Source organism: Haemophilus sputorum CCUG 13788, from assembly GCF_000238795.1.
Classification (GTDB): domain Bacteria; phylum Pseudomonadota; class Gammaproteobacteria; order Enterobacterales; family Pasteurellaceae; genus Haemophilus_A; species Haemophilus_A sputorum.
On the sequence record NZ_AFNK01000024.1, the window covers coordinates 1 to 459 of the forward strand.

Genomic DNA, 459 nt, shown 5'->3' on the forward strand with positions numbered 1-459 from the left:
GGGCGGTCAGATTGCGTCCATGCGTATCCGCATGTTCAGCCAGATCGCCAATATCATGCTTTACTGCCTGTTTATTTTTTTCTGGATACTCGTTGGTCTGGTTTTATGGGTAAAAATAAGCTGGCAGACGTTTGTGAACGGCTGTATTTACTGGTGGTGTACCACGCTGGAAGGCATGCGGGATTTAATCAAGTCCCAGCCGGTATATGAGATCCAGTATTACGGCAAAACCTTCCGGATGAACGCTGCTCAGGTACTGCATGATAAATATATGATCTGGTGTGGAGAGCAGCTATGGTCCGCATTCGTTCTGGCTACAGTTGTGGCACTGGTTATTTGCCTGATTACCTTCTTTGTTGTCTCCTGGATTCTGGGGCGTCAGGGTAAACAACAGAGCGAAAATGAAGTCACAGGTGGTCGTCAGCTGACAGACAATCCGAAAGACGTTGCCCGGATGCT

At 48.1% G+C, this 459-nt stretch carries 1 protein-coding gene; it reads left to right on the forward strand.

All coding sequences use genetic code 11. The features are described from left to right. A partial coding sequence (locus HSP_RS10835) for a TraD N-terminal domain-containing protein (protein ID WP_010128782.1) occupies positions 1-459 on the forward strand: 459 nt, incomplete at both ends.